Genomic DNA, 17028 nt, shown 5'->3' with positions numbered 1-17028 from the left:
TTGAAACTAAAACTACTCATCTTTTTTCTCGGCTGTACATTAATTACCACAAGTCAAAATCTTGAACAAATTGGTAAAGCTCCATTAGTGAAAGTTAATGGTGGTGTTTCTGCAAACTCTGTATACTATGATGGATCAGCAAATAGAGATCCGTTTACATACTTCATTAATGGTAATCTCAATTTCAATATTAGTGGTATTTACAATATCCCTTTATCATTTTCGTATACCAATCAGGATTTTGGATATAGCACTCCTTTCAAAATAAATCGTTTAAGTATTCATCCCTCTTATAAATGGGTTGCAACTCATATTGGTGATGTCTCGATGACTTTTTCTCCATATACTGTGAGTGGTCATCAATTTACAGGTTTTGGTACAGATTTAACACCTAACAAACCTTATAAAATTAGTGCTTTCTATGGTCGATTATTAAAAGCTACAGAATATAATGAGGACGTACCTGACGCTATTCCGGCATATAAGAGAATGGGATATGGATTAAAAACGTCTTATGATTTTAATAAATTTTCTGTTGGGTTCATTTTTTTTAAGGCTAAAGACGAAGCCTCTTCGCTAGACATTATCATCCCAGAAGAACTACATATTGACCCTAAAGAAAATTTAGTCGTTAGTTTAGAATCTTCTCTAGAAATTGCAAAAGGATTACGCTTCAATATAGAGGTCGCCCAAAGTGCTGTAACAGAAAATATAGAAGGTGAGGAAATCAACAAAGGCTCTAATGTACTAGGTTTTTTAATAAACGAAAAAGCTTCTACTGATTATTATACTGCTTTAAACACTGATTTCACTTATTCCTTTGGTAAAGGAAGCGTAGGTGTGGGTTACGAACGTATTGATCCTCAATACCGAACCTTTGGAGCCTATTTCTTTAATAATGATCTCGAAAATATTACACTAAATGCTGCTCAAGAATTATTTAATGGCAGGGTTTCTTTGGCCCTCAACGCAGGTTTACAACGTGATGATTTAAAAAATGAAAAAGAAGCACAATCGAATAGAATCGTTTCTGCTATTAATGCAACTATACAAGCTTCAGATCGATTGAATATTGGCGCTTCTTATTCCAATTTTCAGTCGTACACCAATATAAGAACAGCTTTTGATGAGATCAATCAGGTAAATCAATTTGAAAATTTAGATACCCTGGATTTTAAACAGGTTTCCCAAAATGCTGCACTAAATCTTGGATATCTAGTATCTCAAAGCCCACAAAAGCAACAGAATCTTGGCCTCAATCTTACTTTTCAAACTACAAAAGATGAACAAGGTACTGCCGATGCTACTAATAATGAAACTAATTTTTATAATGCGGGAGCAAACTATGCAATTACATACCCAGAGCGTACATTAACTATTAATGCAGCCATTAATGCCGCATATAATGTTGTTGAATTGGCAGATGCATTGACCTATGGTCCTACTCTATCTGCAAGCAAACAATTGTTCGACAAGAAATTACGAACTGGTATATCAGCTTCATATAATGAAAGCCTTGTAGATGGTAATTCACAAGGTAATGTAATGAATTTTAGAGCAAATGCAGGATATGTATATAAAGAAAAACATAATATCAATCTTAACGCTCTAACACTTTTTAGAAATACAACCAACACTAGTGCTCATGATTTTACAGTAACTTTAGGATATAGCTATTCTTTTGATGTTAAGAAACCGGACCTTAGATTTAGAAAAAGAGCTTCTAAAGATATTGACAGTGAAAAAAATCAAGAAAAAACTACAGACACTTTACAGAAACTAGAAAATAAACTTCAAGAAGAAAAAACAAGCAAGCAGAATTACTATCGTTTTAGATATCGTAACGAAATTTATGAAGGTGATGCTTTTACTGTAGCTAATAAAATAGAAGCTATTTCTCAACAAAAATACTTTAAAGAAAAGAAAGCTTTTTCTAAAGATAAAATTCAAAATCAATTATCAACACTTAAAGAAAAAGCAAAAACTGATACTGATTTCAAAAATTCGGCTTTAAATTATCTGGATAGCATCTATCTGCGAAAAGACTTTATTCCTGTATATCAGGAAAGACTTCAGTATGTTTTAGTTACTCTTCAAAAAGAACTTTTAGCCAAATCTCAAGAAATGAAAGTAAAGTATGCCACTGCAAAAAGTGATTTGGAATCGCATCCTTTACATACGCTAAATGATGCTGAAAAGGAGCAAACAGATGAGCGAGATCAATTTGATTATATGAAACTTAAAACCATTTACCGGGTAGATGGAAATCGCCTGGAATCTTATCTTAATCTTAGGTTTGAAATAGACAAAATATTAAACGGTAATACTGTAGTCAAAAATGATGAAAAACTGAATCAATTTAAAACCTTGACAAAGGAAGGAGCATTCACAGTTTACCTGAAAGACAAAGATTTAGAAAAAATTAACATATATTTAGAGGAGCAAATTATTAGATATTATGATGAGTTATATCAAAGCTCAGAGTAATCATTTCTGGTAATCCCCAAAGTAAAGTATGAAAAAATTACTACCTATATTTCTGTTAGTACTGCAGTTTGCTTTTGTATCTGCACAAAATTATCCTGTACGCGTTGCCGCTCAGGCAACACCGCCATATCCAACAAATCTATCTGGATATGCAAATGCAGCATTGGTCAATAGCCCATTACGAGTTCAAATCGTATTTGCAGATATTACTGCCTCGAGTAGAGAAATACGATTAGGTGTTTCTATAGAAGGTGAGGACCTTAATGCCACAAGTACATCTGTAGTTGTCGGAGCACCCACTCTAATTCTGGATCCAGGTATTCCTTTACAGTTATCGATTGCAGAATTAGCCCCATATTTTGAGCAGCAAAACCTGCGAGGTATATCACCGGCACAACATAATGGTACATTACCAGACGGGAGATATCAGTTTTGTTTCGAAGTCTTTGATGCCTTTAATGGAAATCGATTATCTGCAAAAACTTGTGCCAACATATTTTTGGTCAATAATTATCCGCCTTTTCTTAACAAACCGGATAACAAATCTAAAATAACAGAACATAACCCCACCAATATTATTTTTCAATGGACACCGAGACATATCAATGTTCCCAATGTATCTTACGAATTTAGTATTGTAGAAGTGTGGGATCGGTATATTGATCCACAAGCCGTGTTTTTATCTTCTCCTCCCTTATATCAGGAAATCACTACAGCGACTTCTTTATTATATGGTCCTATACATCCCTTATTGTTACCTGGTAAACGATATGCATGGAGAATACGTGCAATTGCTGCCAATAACGGCGAAGAAGTTTCTGTATTTACCAATAATGGTAATAGCGAGATTTTTTGGTTTGACTATCTAAGTCCCTGTACTGTTCCTACAAATATAGAGGTTCAGGATGTAAGTAGAACCAATGCAACCATAAGTTGGATTGGACATCCTGATCATTTGGATTATTCTGTACTATATCGAGAATCGGGGAGCAATAAATGGTATAAAAAAACAACCCCTCGGGAATATGTTACTGTAGATGAGTTTAAACCAGATACCGTTTATGAATATAAAATACTAGGAAACTGTACGACCGATAATTTTGCAGAATCTAATACCAAAACTTTTAGAACACTAAGTGATGAATTAGCAGAATATACCGCTTGCGGTATAGAAGCAGATCCCGTAGATCTTTCTAATCAGGAGTTGCTTACCGAGCTTTTAGAGAATGCCGTATTTACTGCTGGTGATTTCCCAGTATATGTAAAAAAAGTATCCGGATCAGGTAGTTTTACCGGCGAGGGGTATATCAGTACTCCTTGGTTAGCTACGGTGCGTATTCCTGTAAAATTTAAAAATATCAAAATCAATACTGATATGAAATTGGTAGATGGTTTTGTGGTTACTACATACGATCCAAATTGGGGTAGTATTGTGGATGCCGATGAGATCATTGAGGTCGTAACTGGTGACAATGATGATCTGGATGTATTTCATGTAGATTTTGTCATTACAAATGTAGTCGCTAATGAAGATGGAACATATACCGTTACAGGAGCAGATGGGCAGGAGATTACAGAAGAAGGAGGAGAAAATGTAGTATTCATAGATAGCAACGGAACCTCATGGGAAGTTAGTCGCGAAGGTGATGTAACCAAAACTCCTGCTGCAGAAGGAGGAGAACCTACAGCCAGTAATACTGCAGGGATGAGCAGTAGCGGAGTTTCAAACATAACGGCTACAGGAGTCAATATCGTTTTTGAAAAAGGAAGCGGATATTACTCCTTTGATATGCTACCCAATGGAGCTTCTGATAAACTAAAACGAAAATACGAAGAACTACCTATAGCAAACGGTGGAACATATCCGGTACCCTATAAAGCGATATCTGATTTAAGTTCTCATCAATCTGATGTTATAATAGCAAAAGCCTCATTCTCTGACAGCAAGATCACCAAAGATGATATTGTCTTTAAAACCGCACAAGGAGGTAAAGTAGACGCCAACTGGAATAGTAACGGCACCATCGCTACACTTACTCTTGAGAAAAAATTTGATTTTACCAAAGAAGAAATTCTGGCAACGGTAAAACCTAAGGATTCTGGAGGGCAATACACCATTGCAGGTACCTTTAGCTTAATGCACCTAGCCAGCCAGGAAGTAAGCAATATTAATATAAAACTCATCTCGGTAAATGGAGCCAGCTTATCTGGGATTGCAAATCGAATTAATGAAATCTATAACCCGGCAGGAATTCGTTTTAAAGTAACCGAAGCTAACCCTATCTCTATATCAGATACCACTATAGATGTTGGAGACAGCAAACTATTAACCTACTATACCGAAGCAGAAAAAGCCTGGATCAATACATTTAAAGCTACAGGTACATACCAAAAAAATACGTATTACCTGTTTGTAACAGATATCCCTCCTTCTGATAGTAGTACCGATGGTTTTATGCCGCTAAAAAGCCAATTTGGATTTGTATTTGCACAAAACGACAAAGGTAGAGTCGCCGCCCACGAATTAGGACACGGTGTATTTGGATTAGAACACTCTTTTACCGAATATGATACTCAATCCGGCAATACAGATCTGTTAATGGATTATGGTACCGGTATCCAATTAAACCATATGGATTGGGAGAAAATGCATGCTCCGGGGATTCAGATCTATTGGTTTCAAGGAGATGAGGATGGGGAGCAAGCTACAGTCTCCAATATGGAAAACTTAGACAAGTTTAAGAATGAAGACGGTTCTTTTACATTCATTTCAATGTCAGGAAAACCAATATCACTGCCTGGAAAAACATCTTCAGTGACATTTAGTACGGGTGATGATCTAAACCTACAAAATTGTGAAGATAATTTTACAATAGAACCCTTTGGATCACTTAAAAGTTTTGTGATTGACAATATAAAGTATTCCTTTTGCGCTTCTTGTAATAGTACAAACTTTGCAGGGTACTTTAAACAAGGTAAAGGTTGTACATCTGAAAGTCAATATATAGATATTTACTCCAATGAAAAGAACAAGAATGCTATTATAGGATTACCATGTGTATCTGGAGATGCGGTAGTGTTTAAGGCAATGTTAATAAATAACTTCTTTGGTCAGTTTGATTTTGGTACTATTACATCAACATATAATGGGAGTGGAAGCTTAAAACCTTATGATTACATTATAAACGAACATGGTTTTGATCAAATAAGTGATGATAATATTGTATATGTCCCAGCTGATTTTAACCCTCGTTTCGAAACTGATGTTATCAATTTCTTAGCTTCAGAATTCTGCTTTTGTGATGAAAATGATTTTACAGCAATAGCATACGGCTTTATTTACGCAACACAACTACAAAAAAACAAGGAACTTTTGTCTTGCTTCAATTCAGATGTTCCATTATTTTTTTATGAGGAAAATGTAGATGCAGACAAGTTTCACTACGTTGTTGTTAATGATTGGGAAGAAAAAAATATCAATGGCTTTACCACTTTAAAGAGTCACATTGATAAATTCAAACAATTATCAACATCCTTTTCTTCATCTTCAGAACCATACGCAATGCATGATTTTCTCAAGCAGTATGTTCCTGAACAAATATCTTCATCAAATGCTAACTCTTATAGCCTCCGTTTTGGAACAATATATTGGGAATCTGGAGTTGTACTTGATAAAATAAAAAATATTACTGACACTCAATTATTAAGACAATATGATGATGTATTCTGTTTGTGGGAAAGCATTCCTTTTGATGATAGAATTAGTGCTCTTAATTATCTGCCAAGTAAAAATCGTGGAAATGACAGAACCGAAGAGATCCTTCTTTATTTAGTCATAAATGAAACCGATAAAGCGTCAATGATAAATAGTCTAAAGGATAAAGGCTATGAGTTGTTTTGGAAAATTTGGAATGTTTTAGATTTTACGGAAAGAAGTATTTTGGTAAGTTATTTAAATGAGAATCTAATTAATGAAACAACGAAAAGCGCCGGAAAAACAGTTTATCATACTTTCCTAAAGAATTGTGTAGAAGGTAATGTAACTGATAATACATTCGTGGATAATCCCTGTGATTTAAATGAATATAAGATTTTACCTCTATGGAGAGCTAATGCTTTGGGAGTAGTAAATTTTGCTTTCGATCTAAGTAATGGTGGTTTAACGGAAGAATTTGACTATTCTTTAGAAACTTCAAATGAGAATAACAAAGTAGATATCGTTGCTTCTACTAATTACATTGATTATTCAGAGTTAGAAGATTATTGGGAGTATTTTACTAGAGACCTTACTGGAGGACATCTTTTCGATTCAAAAATAGAACCTTTCCAACTAATAGTTCTGGTTGTTAGAGAGGATATAAAACTTAATGGAAAAATAATCCTTAAAAAAAATCAAATTGCAAATGTTCCCGCAATATTCTTACATTGGCTTGACTCATCAATTGATACAGAACAAAATCAGGTAATTATTAGAGTTGCTGCCGATGGATTAGTAGTTGCAAGTATTTTTGCCACAGGTGGAGCAACAACACCATTGTTGGCATTAGATTTAGCTATTTTTGGTACTGACTTTGTCTTTACAATAGTCAATGAAAGTTCAGATAACGTAGATCCAGAAATAGCAGCAACCTGGAATGCTATCTATAACCTATACAATATAGCTAATATCCCAAGAGCAGTTGCATCAACTAGTAGTTTATTAGTAAATGGTAGTAGAAGGTTTATAACATTTGTAGAAAATAGTCAAACTGTAAATAAATTTTCAAAAGTGGTCATAAATCCACAGTATTTGGATGATTACATTATTCAATTTAAGAAATTATCTAATGTCAAAAAAATTAAGGAGCTAGAGTTAATAGATAATTTAATTTTAGCAGTAAAAAATACTCCTCGATTTAATAGAACAGCATATATTCCTCGTTCATTATATAGAAATTTAGTTCAAGCTAGATTAAAGATATTTAATTCTCAATTTACGACAACAGGAATAACTATGGGCGTTGAAGCATCTGTAAACGCATACTCTCCTTATTTGAAGATTTTCAGAGATGGTAGTAGTTCTTCAATTGCTAATATTGTATATCCTACAGCTGGAGTTGCAAAACCTGCTCTTGAATCTGTAAGATGGTTACCTACAACTATAGCTTTACAAAACACAAAAGTTGTTGGAACAATAAAAGATATTGCATATATCGATGCAAATGAAGTTTTGAAAACTAGTCTATTATCTATTATTGAAGATCTAAACAATAGAGGACAATTTTATTTAGCTTTAGAAGAATCATTCATTACTGTTTTACAACGAGATTACCCGGAAATATACACTAAAGTAAATGGTTTTTCAGAATCATTAAAAACTAAATTCATAACAGATTTTAAAGGAATAAATTCAGCGCAATTAACTAAGTTAAACGAGAATAGTGCAGAATTAATCGATATCTGGAAAAACGTAAAACTAGGGGATTCTAGCGATGTTGTTTTTTTTAGAAGTCTGGAAAAATATAATAGATAATGGTAAAATAGGTCACGTATATAATGGAGACCTAAAATTAATTATAAAATCTGGAGGAGTTAAGGTACATGAAAAAATATATAATCCTTCAGAATTCTTATCCGGAAGTACTGGAATTGTGCAGGATGCATCTACTATCCAAAGTATATTACAAAACAATCCAGAGTTAATTAATAATGTAAAACACAATTTAAGACCAAATCAATTAGCAAGAGAAGTAGATGTAATTCATATGTCTCTATCAGGCCTGCATGGGGGACATTATCTAAACCCTAATAATTCTGAAGTTTTCGCTCAACCTAGTTCAACGATTACCTATTTGGAAAGACCTAATACTGGAGGTATAGCGTATAATCCCGTAATGCCTCCGGTTACAAGGACCATAACCGTTTCGCAAACTCAAATAGGGTCTGAATTGGATGATGGCACTAAAGCATTAAACATAATTCCTGCAGCAGTAAGAGTATTGGACAAAAATGGATGGTTACAGATTAAAAATGATGGATCGATAGTTGCCTTGAATGAAAGTTCCAAGTTAATATGGTTAAAAAAAGGGAATAATTCTGCTGGTTTAGCTAGCTTATATCCTGAAGGACTCATTTTAAAAGAAGTTGAAGAACTTGTAGCTATAGCCTTTTCCAGTAATAGTAAAACCTGGAATGGATCAGCTTGGAGTAGTCAAATAAACTTCAAAGGAAAAACAGTTGTTGTGGAGGGTTACGGAGTAAAAGGTAGTTCTATTGAAGATGATATTTTAAACACAGGGTTTATAACAAATATATATTAGGTCTAATGAGTTACAAAATTGAAATAAAAAAAATAAATGATTGGCGCGATTCTATAATAGTTAGTAATCAAAATTTCTCTTTTATAAGTAAACTTGATTCATTCCATAATCTTGATGACTTAAAATCTATGATCGATATTATCATAAGTTATCAAAATGATGAGAAAAATGAGGCAGAAATAACAGAATATATTTCTAATATCGATTCATTTATAAGAATATCTAAGAATAAAGTGTGTTTTGGTCAATACATAGATGAAAATCTTGCTGAACTTGAAGAATTCAAAAAATTTTTAGATGAAGGAGAAAAAATTTTTGGGATAATTCCTACTAAAGATTTTTTATATATAGTAAGAGAATGGTTTGAATACTTAAAGCATAATAATAAACCCTGCTAGCGCGAGCATCACGCTCGAGACGGTAAGTATAAGAAGAGGATAAAAGAAAAAATGAACAAAGTATAAGGAAAGAAAAAACGAGTAAAAAAGAAATAGCATAATACTGGAGTGGCACGAGCGAGACGCGAGCGGGGGGACTTTATGAAGCGGGAAAATAAATATAGGAATATGTTTTCCGCGAAGTCAGAAGACTTTGCGGAGCGTAGAACAAACAAAATTAAAAAAGAACAACAATAGAAGTTTATATGGATTGGCTAAATAACATAAAATTTGTAAGTACAAGCTTCATATTTGTGATAGTCGAAAACTATGTCAAAATAACTGATGCTATAGTTCCTGGTATTTTTGGAATCCTTTTTATAACAGCTAGTATTTATAATTTCCGAAAATATATATCGTATAAAAAAAGTAGCACAAGTAATGAAGGGGAGGTTGTCAATTCATTTAAAAACAGAGTATCAGGAATCATTATATTAGGATTAATGGGGATGGCCTTGGTTATTTTATCGATCTATTTAATAATCTATAGACCAGCAACAGAACCTCGTAATAAGATTGATCAAATAAAAGAAATTTTTAATCCAATTTAAAAAAACAATTAAAAGTAAGTTCAAAAACGAAAACCACTCCGCAAAGCTTCCCAACTTCGTGGAACAACAAAAACGAAAAAGCTAAAGCATAAAGTAAAAGAAATTAAAAAAACGTAACAAACAATACAAACACAACATAAATATAAAAAAATGTCATGCTGAGCTTGTAGAGGCACCGCTCCGAAAAGTCTCCTGACTTCGCGGAACAAACAAAAACGAAAAGTCTAAATAGAAATAAAAAAGACGAATAAGGGACTAAAAAACATAAAGTAAAATACAGCGCTCAAAGTCGGGAGACTTGATGCAGCAACATTTAAAATAATTTTTAAGAATTAATATGAAACCATACTACCTACTTATACTCACCCTACTCCTATCGCTCCATATGGTGGCGAATACAGGAGATGAAGACACCAAAAAACCGGTTTCAGAAAAAACAACTACCGCACCATTACCCCCTGTAATGATGCGCCGTTCGTTTGCGAATCTAGATGCCAAAATCGAGAAAGATATAAAGCAGTTAGTCAAAAAAGCTACTGTAAAAGAATTTGCTCCAGATGAGTTATATACCCGTTTTGAAAGTGATACAGTAGCAAATAACCTTAGAACAAAAGCCAAAAGTGTAATTGACACATTGGTTGCAGGAAATAAATTTTTAGAAAGCCTTACTGATTATATCACCGGCGAAACTCCTGTAACCTTACCCATAGGAATAAAGAAAGAGATAGGTAGCTCAGAATTTATCATGGGGGTAAGCCAGATCAAGATTGGCAAAGACTATTCTGAGTTAGAGATATTTGTTCGTATTAGATTACCACAGTATGATAAAACCGGTAAACGACGGGAACTATTTTTTGGCGCCAGCAGAGTAAAATTATCGCATAAAGGGGGTTTGTTTGGTGATGCCGATTTGGTACTACTCGGCGATGTAGGCATTCCATTTCAAGGTAAGAATATATTAATGATCCTTAAAGGAGGCTTTGATCTCAAAACAGGAGATTTGAAGAAAAAAACCTATGTCACTATCGATTGCGATGGATTTAAAGAACTAGGACTGGCAGCAGATGTAGAGTTTTCTAGAAAAAAAATACTGCCTGTAAAAGCCGATAATACCATTGACAATTCTACCATTGGCACAACCAAAATCTTAAAAAAAGTAACGACTAGTTTTGAAGTCGTCACAACCGGTTGGAATGATATTTTGGTAGAAATATCCCTACCTAGATTTCAGGTACCAAAATTAAAGAACACCATTTTTGAACTCAATACAGCAATCTTTGATTTTAGTGATACGCGAAATTCACCAAATATGCAATGGCCCACTGATGATTATCAACAAACCTATCTGATTCCTGGTGAAGAAGATCTATGGCGAGGAGTCTATGTAGCCTCCTTAACGGTAGTGCTTCCTAAACAATTTCAAAGAAAAGGAAGTGATAAGCGTATTTCCTTTGGTGCAGAAAAAATGCTGATTGATAACAACGGAGTTTCAGGAACTTTTAAAGCAGAAAATATACTCCCCCTCGATACAGGAAATGCCGATGGGTGGCAATTCTCGGTAGATAGGATTCAGTTAAGTTTCGTGGCAGGAGATTTATCGGGAGCCGGTTTTGGTGGTGCAATGGTATTACCTGTTACTACAGAAACCGTTTCTGGTACCCATACCGAAAAATATATCGACAAAAATGGTAAGGAGCAAAGTAGACTAACTATAGCATATGAATCTTCTGATACGACAGTCCTAATCTACAATGCATTAATTGACCCGGTTAACGAAGAATATGTGCTTAATGCCAGTCCAGAAAATGATATTGCTTTTGATATTTTTAAGGCCAAAGCCACTCTTACCAAAAATAGCTATATAGAACTCCGGCTTAGTAAAGGAAAATTTAGACCAAAAGCCCTACTACATGGTAATATGGCCATCAAAGGTTCTAATAGTGGATCTACCTCTGCTACAGCAACTGCAGATTTTGAAGGGATTACTTTTCAGGATTTCCAACTACAGACAATAAGCCCAATTATCAAAATTGGTCATGCAGGCTATACAGGTGAAGTTAAGGTAGGCAATTTTCCTGTAACCATATCAGAAATTGGGATTAGAGCAAAAGACAATATTGCAGCCTTAGACTTTACTATCGCGATTAATCTGATGGATAATGCCGGTTTTAGTGGTAATGCAAGCTTATCTATAGAAGGTGACCTAAAACAAGGTGATGGATTTGAGAAGTGGAAATTTAAACGAATAAAACTCCGACGTGTAGAGATTGCAGCCGATATGGGCTTCAAAATAGAAGGTTTTGTAGAGTTTAGAGATGATGATCCTGTATACGGTGATGGGTTTGCCGGAATGGTCAAAGCTACGTTTACCGGAGGAATTGCTGTGACCATTAGTGCTGCCTTCGGGAAAACAGATTATAGATATTGGTATATTGATGGACTGGTCGAAGGATTATCTATTCCTATTCCTCCTGTATTTGCGATTACCGGATTTGGTGGTGGTGCCTCTTATAGAATGAAAAAAGAAGGATTTAGTTCTAATATCGGAATAGGATCTTCTGGACTCAATTATGTCCCTGATAGAGACTCTGGACTTACCGTAAAAGCGATGATGCTATTTTCTATAACCAAAGGTGAAAGTTTGATCAATGGTGGATTTGGTTTCGAAATGGCTTTCAACAGGCATGGTGGAATTAATAGAGTTAGCCTTTATGGAGAAGCTCACTTACTACAAATTCCTGGTTTTGAAGATGCCGGAGATGAAATATCAGAGAATTTTGGTGGGATTGTAGAAAATGAATCTGGGATGCCAGATGCCGTAGAAAATCAATTAAAAGAAACAGATCTTATCGGAGCATCCAAAGCTATTTACCCTGCAGTAATGGAAGGTCAAAAAGGCCTCAATGCTTATATGGCTATAGAATTTGACTTTACAGCAAAAACATTTCATGGCACTTTTGAACTGTATATTGATGTTCTGGGAGGTGTATTTAAGGGAGTTGGCCCAGGAGGGCGTGCTGCCTGGGCAGTGATACATTTTGGCCCTGGAGAATGGTACGTTCACATTGGTACTCCAACAGATCCAATCGGAATCAAAATCGGAATAGGAAGTGTTGCATTAACATCAAAAAGTTATTTTATGATGGGAGATTATATGCCTCCATCCCCACCTCCTCCTGCTCAGGTGGCAGAAATACTTGGACTAGATGCCGAAGTATTAGATTATATGCGCGATGAAAATGCATTGGCTGGTGGTCGTGGAGTAGCCTTTGGTGCAAGTCTGGAGTTTGACACTGGAGATATGAACTTCTTTATGTTTTATGCACGATTTAATGCAGGTTTTGGTTTCGACATTATGGTCAAAGATTATGGAGATGCCATGTGTAAAGGTAGTGGTCAAATTGGTGTAAATGGATGGTATGCCAATGGTCAAAGTTATGTGTACCTACAAGGCTCTATGGGAATTAACTTTAAGCTTTTCGGTAAACGAAGAAGAATTCCGATTATAGAAGCCGGAGCTGCTACATTAATGCAAGCCAAACTACCAAATCCAGTATGGTTTAGAGGATATCTGGGAGGCTATTATAGATTATTAGGAGGCTTAGTAAAAGGAAATTTCAGGTTCGAAATGCAATTTGGTAAAGAATGTGAATTGATTAGCGGAGGGTCTCCACTCGGGGATATCAAAATCATTGCTGACATATCTCCTCGTGATAAAATCAATGAAGTAGATGTATTTGCAGTACCTCAGGTCGCATTTAATATGCAAATAGGTAGTCCTATAAAAGTTGAAGATGAAGAATATAAGATACACTATTACCGTTTTAAACTAGATGATTTTTGGATAAAAGATGATAAAGGTTCAATCGTATTGGGTGAGCAAGCACTGAATAACAATAATGACCTTTTAAGTTTCACATCTAATGAAATTCTTCCCCCAAAAACTACTATGAATTTATATGTATCAGTAACTTTTGAAGAGAAGGTTAATGGAAAATGGATACCTGTTGTTTATAACGGTGAATTACTAAAAGAAGAAGAAAACACCACATTTACGACAGGAACAGCGCCAGATTATATTCCAGAAACTAATATCGCATATTCATATCCTGTAATTGGGCAAAAATATTTCTTTCCAAAAGAATACAATAAGGGATATATAAAGCTTAAAAGAGGACAAGCCTATTTATTCAATCTGGATGCCGGATGGTCTCAACGTTCCTATTTTACAGATGAATATGATATGGCAATTGAGAGTTCTCTATCATATAATGCAGGAGATAAAAAAGTGATGATTCCTTTACCAGAAATCGAAAACACTAAAGAATATACGTTGAAGCTACTTACATTACCCCCAAGTGCAACTTCGAGTACGGTAAAAGAAAAGTATACAACTGCTGGGGATGGTGAAAATACAGTGGAAATAAAAAATGTAAGTATTGATGGACTTACTACAAACCCTGAAACTATAGAGATGCTTTCTTATGTATTTAACACTAGTAAATTTGATAGTTTCAGTGAAAAAATTAAAGGGAAAAAATATAGAAATACCTTTAGAGAAACGCTTACCATGAGGATTCATAAGCTAAGGATGGTCGTAAAAAATTCAGAACCATTTGATGAGGTTGATCTTGCCGGAAATCAATATACCGAGCAGAAACCATTAATTCGGGCAGAAGCTGTATTAGATGATAATTATTATAAAAATGAAATCTATCCTTTGATTTATAAAGGGTATCCTCTTAAACCAGAATTTACAGTCGATAGGGATGAATCGATATTAGGAATACCCCCAACAAAAGGAATGGATGAATTGACTTGGTATCAGACGTATTTAGAAGCAGCTCCAGACAGTCATTTCTTAAAAGAAAGAATGCCATATAGTTATAATCTACCGTATTATTATCATGAAGACTTTATTGATATTGTTTATAATATTGTTAATGCAAATTTAACCAATCCAAATCCTAAATACGATTATATCATAAATGCTCAATTTCCACATATTAAAAAAGGGAAATACCCTGCAAGATATCAATATGTATTACCTGGTGGTATTACAGGCACAAGCAGTAATGTTAATTACATTAATCCAGATTAGTTTTAAACAGAAACAATATAAAAATAAAAACAGTATCAGGCTGAGCATGTCGAAGCTACATCAAAACCGAAGGTTGAAAAACATAAAAATGAACAAAAAAATAGGAATAGCAATAATTATACTCCTCTTTGGGCAAAAGTTCTCTTTTGCTCAATCCAAAGAACAATTACCTGAAGTAAAAGTTATAGCAAGAGCGCAAGAAGATAAAATCTTGTTGCGCTGGACTCTAAACACTCCTATAGCTTGGCGTAAAGGAAATCGATATGGATATACACTAGAGCGATATACCATCTCCCGAGATCGAAAAACACTACCAAATCCTGAAAAATTGATCATCGGTCAAAAATTCATGCCCGTCTCTATGATGGAATGGGAAGGTATTGCCGAAACCAGTGATAATGGTGCAATCATGGCACAGGCATTATGGGGAGAAAGCTTTGTAGTAGAAGGTGGCGGAGGTCTTGCTTCTATTATAAATCGTGCAGAAGAACAACAGCAACGGTTTGCTTTTGGGTTATATGCAGCAGATCAGGATTTTGAAATTGCAAAAAAAGCAGGATTAGGATATATTGATACTAATATTAAACCTAATGAAAAATACCTATATAAGGTGATATCTAATATCCCTCAATTTGAATTAAAGACTAAAGAAGGAGGCGTTTATATTGGGATTATTGATTATGAACCTTTACCAGAACCTGTAGACTTTGTTGGAATTTTTCAGGATGGAAGTACCTTATTAAGTTGGGATTCTAAATTGTTGAAAAACACATATAATAGTTATATTATAGAACGCTCAGAAAACGGAAGTACTTTTAAGAGATTAGGAGATATTCCTTATGCTGCAATTAATAAAGAAAAATCAGAAAATAATCGCACCCTTTATATTGATTCTATTACAAATGATAAAAATTATATATACAGAATTAAAGGCGTTTCTTCTTTTGGTGAAATAGGCCCTGCTTCTAATGTAGTTTCAGGAGAAGGGAAAAAAGTATTGAAATTTGTTCCATACCTAAAAACAAAACACATCACATCAGAAAGTGACGTAGAACTCACCTGGACATTTCCAGAAGAAGGAAACAATGATATTACAGGATTTACCTTAAAACGGTCTGATACAGATCGTGGAGGATATAAACCTGTAGTAACCAATATTCCTCCAACTTCGAGAAAAGTAAGCTATACTAAATTAAGAGCTACCAATTATTTTAAAATAACCGCAAATGGTAAAAATAATAATCAACGAGACTCTTTTTCTATGCTGGTACAACCTATAGACTCTATCCCACCAGAAAAACCTATAGGCCTAGAAGGAAAAGTAGATAGTACAGGTGTGGTACAACTACAATGGAAGCCTAATACCGAAGAGGATCTTATGGGATATCGAGTATACCGAGGAAATCTGCAACACGAAGAATATTCTCAATTAACAGAATCCCCTCATGAAAATTACACATTTACAGATACTGTAAAAGTAAAAAGTTTAAATACTAAAGTATATTATAGAATTATTGCTGTGGATCAACGATATAACAAGTCTGAACCTTCAGAAACATTAGAATTGGTAAAACCAGATGTAATTCCTCCCACTTCGCCTGTTTTTACATCCTATACCATTAAAAATGGAGTTGTACTACTAGAATGGGCCAATAGTTCTAGTGAAGATGTAGAAACACATTATATCTATAGAAAAGGAAAAGATGATCTGGATTGGAGTCTGATATTTCAAAGTCCAAAATTTAAAAATACAACCTACAATGACTCCAAAGTAGAACAAGGAAAATACTATAGTTATACCATACTGGCCAGAGACCAAAGTGGTCTGGAGTCTACTCCTGCTCCGCCGGTATCTGTTATTGTTCCAAAAACAACATTAAAGTCTGGTGTAAAAGGATTTTATGCAACTGTAAATGAAATTGACAAAACAATCGTATTAACCTGGAACTATAAAGAACCAGAAGTTGCCGAATTTGAATTATACAGAGCATATAACAAAAAACCCTCATTACTCTATAGAGTATTACCTGTAGAAACAAAACGATTTGTGGATACTGGGCTTACCATTAATTCTAATTACACCTATATTATTAGAGCCATATTTAATGATGGCACCTATTCAAGGTATAGTACCATAAAAGTAAAATATTAAA

The 17028-nt window shown here is 34.5% G+C and carries 7 protein-coding genes; all 7 read left to right on the top strand.

Annotation, left to right across the window (positions count from 1 at the left end):
- The 7 genes from ATE84_RS06460 (at position 1) to ATE84_RS06430 (ending at position 17027) form a co-directional block, all read left to right on the top strand.
- Complete coding sequence (locus ATE84_RS06460) at positions 1-2487, top strand: hypothetical protein (protein WP_101446857.1); 2487 nt, start codon at positions 1-3, stop codon at positions 2485-2487.
- Positions 2488-2515: 28 nt separating this feature from the next.
- A complete protein-coding gene (locus tag ATE84_RS06455) occupies positions 2516-7999 on the top strand; it encodes a fibronectin type III domain-containing protein (RefSeq protein ID WP_101446855.1) in 5484 nt (1827 codons plus the stop codon).
- Positions 7959-8786 (top strand): hypothetical protein, encoded by an 828-nt coding sequence (locus tag ATE84_RS06450; protein WP_101446853.1) that lies wholly within the window; start codon positions 7959-7961, stop codon positions 8784-8786. The genes ATE84_RS06455 and ATE84_RS06450 overlap by 41 nt, the downstream gene beginning before the upstream one ends.
- Before the next feature lie 5 nt (positions 8787-8791).
- Positions 8792-9184 (top strand): hypothetical protein, encoded by a 393-nt coding sequence (locus ATE84_RS06445; RefSeq protein WP_101446851.1) that lies wholly within the window; start codon positions 8792-8794, stop codon positions 9182-9184.
- Between the two features lie 245 nt (positions 9185-9429).
- A complete protein-coding gene (locus ATE84_RS06440) occupies positions 9430-9774 on the top strand; it encodes a hypothetical protein (protein WP_101446849.1) in 345 nt (114 codons plus the stop codon).
- A gap of 337 nt (positions 9775-10111) precedes the next feature.
- A complete protein-coding gene (locus tag ATE84_RS06435) occupies positions 10112-14875 on the top strand; it encodes a hypothetical protein (protein ID WP_143273584.1) in 4764 nt (1587 codons plus the stop codon).
- Between the two features lie 88 nt (positions 14876-14963).
- Positions 14964-17027, top strand: a complete 2064-nt coding sequence (locus tag ATE84_RS06430; RefSeq protein ID WP_101446846.1) for a fibronectin type III domain-containing protein — start codon at positions 14964-14966, stop codon at positions 17025-17027.
- The last annotated feature ends 1 nt before the right edge of the window (position 17028 follow it).

The sequence above is a fragment of the Aquimarina sp. MAR_2010_214 genome (assembly GCF_002846555.1).
Classification (GTDB): Bacteria; Bacteroidota; Bacteroidia; order Flavobacteriales; family Flavobacteriaceae; genus Aquimarina.
Note: the sequence above shows the minus strand (reverse complement) of the source record. Positions and strands in the feature narration are given on the sequence as shown.